The 7,058-nt window shown below is 74.1% G+C and carries 5 protein-coding genes and 1 pseudogene; 4 read left to right on the plus strand and 2 right to left on the minus strand.

From position 1 onward, the window contains the following. Nucleotides 1-57: 57 nt before the first annotated feature. The gene (locus ACFV4N_RS36895) at nucleotides 58-1,230 is read right to left on the minus strand and encodes a sugar efflux transporter (protein WP_499677306.1); all 1,173 of its coding nucleotides are present in this window, start codon (nucleotides 1,228-1,230) and stop codon (nucleotides 58-60) included. A gap of 487 nt (nucleotides 1,231-1,717) precedes the next feature. On the opposite strand from ACFV4N_RS36895, the gene ACFV4N_RS36900 reads away from it, so the two are divergent. Then, nucleotides 1,718-3,208, plus strand: a complete 1,491-nt coding sequence (locus ACFV4N_RS36900; protein ID WP_499677307.1) for a hypothetical protein — start codon at nucleotides 1,718-1,720, stop codon at nucleotides 3,206-3,208. On the opposite strand, the gene ACFV4N_RS36905 is transcribed toward ACFV4N_RS36900, so the two are convergent. Beyond that, complete coding sequence (locus ACFV4N_RS36905; protein WP_499677308.1) at nucleotides 3,201-4,004, minus strand: MOSC domain-containing protein; 804 nt, start codon at nucleotides 4,002-4,004, stop codon at nucleotides 3,201-3,203. The genes ACFV4N_RS36900 and ACFV4N_RS36905 overlap by 8 nt on opposite strands. Nucleotides 4,005-4,699: 695 nt before the next feature. Here ACFV4N_RS36905 and ACFV4N_RS36910 point away from each other — a divergent pair. The 3 genes and pseudogenes from ACFV4N_RS36910 to ACFV4N_RS36920 form a co-directional block, all read left to right on the plus strand. Next, on the plus strand, nucleotides 4,700-5,182 hold the full coding sequence (locus tag ACFV4N_RS36910) for a cupin domain-containing protein (protein WP_499677309.1): 483 nt from the start codon (nucleotides 4,700-4,702) through the stop codon (nucleotides 5,180-5,182). Further along, a complete protein-coding gene (locus ACFV4N_RS36915; protein WP_499677310.1) occupies nucleotides 5,179-6,543 on the plus strand; it encodes an aldehyde dehydrogenase family protein in 1,365 nt (454 codons plus the stop codon). The genes ACFV4N_RS36910 and ACFV4N_RS36915 overlap by 4 nt, the downstream gene beginning before the upstream one ends. Next, nucleotides 6,533-7,058 (plus strand): annotated as a pseudogene (locus tag ACFV4N_RS36920) (hypothetical protein); the annotation flags it as partial. The gene ACFV4N_RS36915 and the pseudogene ACFV4N_RS36920, both read left to right, overlap by 11 nt.

A 7,058-nucleotide genomic window follows, 5' to 3' on the forward strand; every position in this document is an offset into this window, starting at 1 on the left:
GTCCCGGTCGGCACCGGCCGTCCCGGTCGGTGCCGGGACGCGGCGGGTTCCCGGGACTCAACGCCGCCGCACGGCGAGCAGCAGCCCCAGCCCCACCACCGTCAGCGCGGAGGAGATGGCGAACGCGCTGCGGTAGCCCAGGACCTGCGACAGCCCCAGCAGCGGCCCCGACACCATCGCGGCGACCTTCAGCGTGTTCGCGTAGAGCGTCGACGCGTACCCGGGCCGGTCGGGCGCGAGCGCCTGGAAGTACGAGATGCCCACGCCCATCACGGTCGAGATGACGACCGCGCGCGGCACCTGCGCCACGGCCACCTGCCACGTCGCGGTGGCCGGCAGCATCGCCGCGTAGTACACCAGCGCCACGACACCGCCCGCCAGGACGAGGCGACCGTGGTCGACGCGCAGGGCCAGGGCGCCGAAGCCGAGCATCAGCGGGATCTCCAGGGCCGCGCACAACCCCATGACCAGCCCCGCGTCGGACGTCGTGCCGCCCAGCACGTCGGTCACGTACAGCGGCAGCACCAGGTAGCCCAGCATCTCGCCGCCCTGCAGCAGCACGAAGGCCGCCGCCGCGAGCACGACGTCGCGGCGCGGCGCGTCGGCCCGTCCCGCCCCCGGCGCCGCGGACGTGCCGCCCGGCTCCGGCAGCAGCGCGAACGTCACCACCGCCGCCGCCAGGTATAGCCCCGCCGCCACGCCGAACAGGCCGGTGAACCCGCTGGTGTCGATCAGCACCGCGCTCACCGGGGGACCGGCGACCCACGACACCGACGTCACCATCCGCAGCGCGCTGATCGCCAGCGGCGCCTTCGCGGAGCCGGCGCGCTCCAGCGCCTGCCGCGCGTACGCGAAGACCTGGGGCACCAGCGACGACGCGACCGCCACCAGCGTCAACGACACGACGAGCAGCAGCCGGTAGTCGCGCAGCACCGAGAACAGGCCGTACGCCACCGCCGCGGCCACCGAGCCCACCAGGATCACGTCGCGCCGCACCGCCCGCGCGTCCGACAGGCGCGCGACCAGCGTGCCGACCACCAGCGCCGCCACCGAGTCCGCGAACAGGAACGCGCCCACGGCGAGCGGCCCCGCGGCCAACTCCTTGACCAGGAACACGGACAGGAACGGCCCGGCCAGCGCGTAGCCCACCCCGGTGAACAGGCTCACCGCCAGCAAGGGGGCGAAGAACCGCGAACTGGCCGGGCCCGCGGCGTCGTGCGCGAGGCCCATGGTCAGATCCTCGCGGTCCGAGGGGGCTCGGGGAGAACCGCCATCGAGCGGAATCCCGGGCCTCCCTCCGGTGTGAACGCGCGGCCGGGTCGCCTGCCCCGCCGCGCCCGTCGTCGAGGGCCGCGACCTCTGCTCGACGGGGTGGACGAGCTGCCTCACGCCCTGCTCGCGCCCGCGCCGGACGGCGTCCACCGCGCGTTCGGCCGGGGCCGGCCGCCGGTGCCGACGTGCCGCGGCGACCAGTACGGAACCGCCGTGCGCGACGGTGGCGCGGCGCTGGGCACCGGTGCTCGACCACCCGCGCACGGCGCCCGGTTCGGCGCTCACCCGGTCCCTGTCGACCCCTTTGGCGATCAACCTCGCCCGCACCGCCTGCGCCCGGCCCGACCGGAACCCCGGCGAGCCGGCCGGCCCGCGGCGGTTCCCCGGGCCGCCGACGCGTGATCGACCCCGTTCGACGATTGCCCGAGCGTGGGACAGTGGGCGGGTGATCGCCGAGTCCCGGTTGACGAAGGCCGAGCGCGCCTTGGTGGAGGCCGTCCGCTCCGGCGTCGCGCTGGAGGGTGACAACGAGGTCAGGGCCGAGCTGATCCGCGACCTGCTGCTGGGCCGCCACGTCGACCGACCGGATCCGCGCGGCGTGCAGCTGTGCGGTGCCCGCGTCGTCGGCGCGCTGGACCTCGACTTCGTCCAGAGCCAGGTCAGGTTGCGCCTCGCCGACTGCGAGATCACCGGGATCGTCACCGCCCGGAGCGCCCGGCTCTCCGCGCTGGACTTCGACGGCAGCCGACTATCGGCGTTCCACGCGGACCGGCTGCGGGTCGACGGCAATGTGTTCCTCCGGAAGGTCGTCGCGAACACCGATCACGCGTGGGGCGCGGTACGGCTCACCGGGGCGCACATCGCGGGCAACTTCGAGGCGAACAAAGCCGTGCTGACCTGCACGCGGGGCCCCGCGCTCATGGCCGACGGGCTGCACGTCGACCTCTCGGTGTTCCTGCGCCACGGGTTCACCGCCCACTCCGACGACGACCACGGCACCGTGCGGCTCATCGCCGCCCGCGTCGACGGCGACTTGGACCTGAACCACTCGACGATCACCAACAGCTCGGCGAGCGCGTTGTCCGCCCGAGGGGCGCAGGTGGGCGGCAACGTCTACCTGGCCGACGATTTCACCGCGGCCGGCACGGGGACCGCCGCCTCGGTCATCCTGCACTCGGCGAAGATCGACGGGATGCTCCTGGTCTCGGGTGAGCTGTCCAACCCGGAAGGGCCCGTCCTCGACCTGATGCACGCCCGGTCCACGTCGGTGTACCTGAACGACCGGCTCATCTGCGCCGAGGGGTGCGATGGCCGGGGGAAGGCGAAGCTCGCCGGGTTCACCTACGCCTCGTTGGACTACACGGGGTGGGAGCGCTGGCTGCACTGGATCAGGCGTCACACCACCGAGTACGCCGCCCAGCCGTACCAGCAACTCGCCGCCGTCCAGCGCGCCGCCGGGCACGACGCCGCGGCCAGGCAGGTCCTCATCGCCCAGCAGGAGGACCTGCGCGACCGCGGCGACCTCCGCGACCGCCCGTGGGCGAAGCTGGTGCACCGCGCCTGGGGCATCGTCGGCGGCTACGGTTACCGGGCGGGCCGCACCGCCGTCGCCCTGCTGGTCGTCCTGCTCATGGCGGGCGCGGCGGGCGTCGCGGCGGGGCACGTGCCGACCTCCCCGGGCCACTACGCGGCCGAGCGGACGAAGAACGCCAAGACCCCCGGCTCGCCGTGCTCCCTCGTCGAACAGGTCGGCCTGGGCATCGACCGGGGCCTCCCCCTGGGCACCACCGGTCTGAGGGACCGCTGCGACCTGAACACCGCGACGCGACAAGGGCAGGCGTTCACGGTGCTCATCTGGTTGTTGCAGGCCGTGGTCTGGGCCCTGGCCACCCTGGCGGTCACGGGTTACACCGGCCTGGTTCGCAAGATCACCTGAAACCCCGGCCGCCCGGCGGAGGACCCGGTGCGGTCGCGCCGGGCTGCTCGGAGATCTCGACCGGGTGGCCTGCGGCGCCGGCATTCCGAGGCTGCGACGGGGGCGGCGTGTCGCCCGCCCGGCCGTGGAGGCGTTCGGCCTGGTCGTCCAGGTGCCCGTCCAGGCGCTTGCCGAGCAGGGTGGCCCACGAGGCGGGCAGCACGTCGGGGTGGTCGAGCAGGCGGCGGGCGGCCGCCCGGTCGGCGCGGTCGACGTTGAGCACGCGGTGCACCTCGGCGGCGGTGATGCCGTGCCCGGGGCGGGAGAGCAGGTCGAGGCGGTCGCCGGCGGTCACGTGGCCGGGGGTCAGGACCCGGCAGTAGAAACCGGTTCGGCCGCTGCGCTGGGTGAGGACGGCCAGGTCCTCGACGCCGTGGTGGGCGGCCAACCTGAAGCAGGGGCGGCGGGGCTGGGTCACCTGGAGCACCGCGGTGCCGACGGCGTAGACCGAGCCCAGCACCACGTCGCCCTCCAGGACGCCGGAGGTGGTGAGGTTCTCGCCGAACGCGGGCGCGGTGAGGTCGCCCAGTCGCGGCGCCCACGCCCGGTAGTGCTCGCCCGGGTAGACGAGGACCGCTTTGTCCGGTCCGCCGTGGCGCTTCCGGTCGCCCTGCTCGTCGCCCGCCAGGCCCAGCCGGGTGACCTCGACCGGTCCCTCCACCGGGACCTTCGCGATGCCCGACGCCACGGTGCGCCCGTGCCAGGGCAGGGGGCGCACGACTCCGACCGACACGACCAGCACTCGTCCGCGGTTCACCGGTGGAGTCTCCACCCCGCGGGGCCCGCCGGGCGAGCCCCTCCCGCGCCGCCGGTCCGGAGTAGATGGTGGGCGGAAAGCCGCCGGCGATCGCGGCCGACGGCCCGGAAAAGGCGATAATTCACCCGAACAGGGTCTGCGGAACGGTCTTGTCGCGCTTTTCGGACACGCGGTGACTTCGGTGTGTCGCAACGCCCGGTGACGTCGTGATCGCTTCGACCGCAACACCGAGCGACGCGGGTGGAAGGCCCGTCCGGCGCCGGTCGTGATCACGCGGCGAGGCGCCGACAATGTTGATCTGTCCTTCGTGTCCGTCGCATGTCGATCGGTCGTCAATGGTCCGATGGGGGAAGATCGCAGCAGGTACGGTCACGGAATGCCCACCCATCCGGTGGGCAAGTTCCCCCGATCGGCCGATGCTCGGACTGTTGGTCCGCTGCTTTGCTAGGTGGAGCTTGGGGGTCCGGTCGAGATCTTGGAATCCACGACCGAATTGTGGTTCAACTGGGGGCAACAATGGCATTGGGCGTTATTTAGCGCTGTTCACGATCATTCTGCGTGCCTGGGGGCGCGCATTCCTGGCCAAGTGCGGAAACAATGGGGGTTCTCGCGCTATGACGGATGCGGTTGTTTCCGATGCCGGACTGGAGATCGTCAGGTGGGCCCGCGGGGTCGTCGAGGGTGGCACGTCCACGTTGACCGTCCCGCACGGACCGCGCCCGATCCGGGTGCACGGCGCCGAGGCGACCGGATCGGGCCTGGTGGGCAACGGCGCGATCGGCGCGGACCTCATCAGGCTGGCCGCGGGCACGGGCTTCCCGCCCCACACGCACGTCGGGCACCACGTCCTGGCCGTCGTCGGCGGGCGCGGCACCATCACCTACGGCGGGCGCGTGCACCCGACCGAGGCCGGGCAGATCTTCCTGGTGGAGGGCTCCGTCTCGCACGCGGTCGGCGCCATCACCGACCACGTCGTGCTGGCGATCGGCGCACCGCACGTGCCCATCGGGTCCGACGCGCGGATGTCCCCCGTGGACTACCGCGAGGTGCTCAGCGAGATCGGCGACCTGACCTGCCTGGTGTGCGACTCGGAATCCCGGTTGCCGGACCACCTCCACGACGTCGGCTGCCCGCACTGCCCCTGCGCGCGGTGCGCGGTGGCGGAGGCGACCCGGTGACCGCGGTGGACCTCGTCGACCCGCGCACGGGACGGGTCCGCGGGCAGTTGGAGCACGGCACCGCCGACCAGGTGCGCGCGGCGGTCGACGCCGCCCGGCGCGCGGCGACCGGGTGGGCCGACCTCGTGCCGTCGCAGCGCTGCGCGCGGCTGGCCGCGCTCGCCCGCCGGATCGCCGACGCCGCCGACGAGTACGTCGCCGCGGAGATCGCGGGCACGGGCAAACCGGAGCGGGAGGCGCGTGCCGAGGTCCTGGGCGCGGCGGAGCTGTTCGACTTCTACGCCTGGGCGGCGCGGGCCGACCAGGGACCGGCCGCCGGCCGCCTCGTGCCGGGCCACGAGAGCTGGGTCCGCTGGGAACCGCTGGGCGTCGTCGCGGCGGTCCTGCCCTGGAACTACCCGGTGATGATGGCGGCCTGGCGGTGCGCGCCCGCGCTCGCGGCCGGCAACGCGGTCGTGCTCAAGCCCGCGCCGACCACACCGGACTCCGCGGCGCTGCTCGCCCGGGACGCCGCGGAGGCGCTGGGCCCGGACGTCCTGCGGGTGGTGCAGGGCGGTCGCGAGACCGGCCGCCTGCTGGTGTCGTCCGGGGTGGACGGTGTGGCGTTCACCGGCAGCACGGCGGGTGGCGCGGACGTGGCGGCGCGTGCCGGGGTGGCGCGCGTGAGCCTGGAACTGGGCGGGAACTGCCCCTGCGTCGTCCTGCCGGACGCACCCGCGTTCACCTGGGACGCGCTGGCCGACGCCGTCACGTACAACGCGGGCCAGAGCTGCGCCGCGCCCGCCCGGGTCATCGCCCTGCGCGAGGACCGCGACCGGGTCGTGGAGCTGCTGGCCAAGGCCATGGGGGAGCGGGTGGCGGGCACGTCGTTCGGCCCCTTGAACAACCCCGACCAGGTGGCCAGGTACGACCGGCTGGTGGGCGGCTCGGCGGCTCGCGCGCGGGCGGTGTCGCCCACGGCGACGGACGAGGGCACCGGTGGCGGTTTCTGGCGGCCTGCGGCTGTGCTGTCCGATGTGGACGATGACGACGTGGCCGTCCGCGAGGAGGTCTTCGGCCCGGTCCTCACCGTGCAGGCGGCGGACGACCCGGACCACGCGGTGCGGCTGGCCAACGGGCAGCCCCAGGCGCTGGCGGCCAGCGTCTGGACCTCGTCGCTGGCGGACGGCATCGGGCTGGCGAGCCGGGTGGACGCGGGGGAGGTCTGGGTGAACTGCCACCTCGTGCAGACGCCCGAGCTGCCCCACGGCGGCCGGCGCGGGTCCGGCGCGGGGACCGACCTGAGCGTGCTGGCGCTGCGCGAGTACCAGCGGCCCAAGACGATCACGGTCAACCTCGGGGGTGGTCGGGATGCCCGCTGACCGCGCCACCGCGCCACTGCCGCGGACCGGCTTGCCCGGCCCGACCGGCTTGCCCGGACCTGCCGGCTTGCCCGGCCTGATCAGCCTGCCCGGCCCGACCGGTCTGCCCGGACCCGTCGACCTCCCGGACCTCCCCGATCTCCCGGACCTCCCCGATCTCCCGGACCTCTCCGACCTCCCCGAGTACAGCCGGGTCGTCGTGCGGGTGCCGTCCGGCGAACGGCTGGCCCGGCTCATCTCGCGGTGCGTGCGCGACGAGCTGGTGGTCGTCCCGCTCGGCCCCCGCACGCCCGACGCGGACGTGGCGCGCATCGCCGAGCGGGTCGAGGCCTCGGCGGTGGTCGACGGCGAGCGGGTAACAGTCCACGAAGGACGATCGGACCACCCGGAGGCGCGGGGCCTGGCGTTCATCGTGTTCACCTCGGGCTCGACCGGGGAGCCGAAGGGCGTGAAGCTCGACCGCGACAGCGTCTTCGGCAACGCCTGGAAGGTCGCGCGGCTGCACGACTTCGGCC

This window comes from Actinosynnema sp. NPDC059797 (assembly GCF_042732085.1).
GTDB lineage: Bacteria > Actinomycetota > Actinomycetes > Mycobacteriales > Pseudonocardiaceae > Actinosynnema.